The organism is Streptococcus oralis (assembly GCF_023109155.1).
Taxonomy (GTDB): domain Bacteria; phylum Bacillota; class Bacilli; order Lactobacillales; family Streptococcaceae; genus Streptococcus; species Streptococcus oralis_BZ.
This window is the reverse complement of record NZ_JALDUA010000016.1, coordinates 1-749: the sequence shown is the minus strand read 5'-3', so window position 1 is coordinate 749 and position 749 is coordinate 1. Positions and strand designations below refer to the sequence as shown.

At 50.6% G+C, this 749-nt stretch carries 1 protein-coding gene; it reads left to right on the top strand.

Going from position 1 to position 749, the window contains the following annotated elements:
* Nucleotides 1-749, top strand: a 749-nt coding sequence (locus tag M1F63_RS10090; protein ID WP_247941329.1) for a DUF1542 domain-containing protein, incomplete at both ends; no start/stop codon positions are given.

Sequence of the window (749 nt, the reverse complement as noted above, 5' to 3'; positions counted from 1 at the left end):
GATGCCAAAGCTAAGGCCGATGAGGCTAAGAAGAACATTGACGCTGCTACCACAAATGCAGAAGTTGACCAGGCTAAGTCAACTGGAACAACTGAGGTCAATGGAGTCAATCCGCAGCCAGTGGCGAAGCCAGCAGCCAAGCAAGGAATCGATGATGCGCTGAAAGCTAAGGAAGCAGCGATTGATTCACGTACCGATTTGACGGATGAAGAGAAAACCGCAGCGAAGGCAGATGCCAAGGCTAAGGCCGATGAGGCTAAGAAGAACATCGACAACGCGACAACAGATGAAGCAGTATCGCAAGCCAAGACTGCTGGAACAACTGAAGTCAACGCAGTCAATCCGCAGCCAGTAGCGAAGCCAGCAGCCAAGCAAGGAATCGATGATGCGCTGAAAGCTAAGGAAGTAGCTATTGATTCACGCACCGATTTGACGGATGAGGAGAAAGCTGCAGCGAAAGCCGATGCCAAGGCGAAAGCTGATGAGGCTAAGAGAAACATCGACAACGCGACCACAGATGAAGCAGTATCGCAAGCTAAGTCAACTGGAACAACTGAGGTCAATGGAGTCAATCCGCAAGCAGTAGCGAAGCCAGCAGCCAAGCAAGCGATCGATGACGCCCTGAAAGCTAAGGAAGCAGCCATTGATTCACGTACTGATTTTACGGATGAAGAGAAAGCTGTTGCGAAGGCAGATGCCAAGGCGAAAGCTGATGAAGCTAAGAAGAACATTGACGCTGCGACCACAGA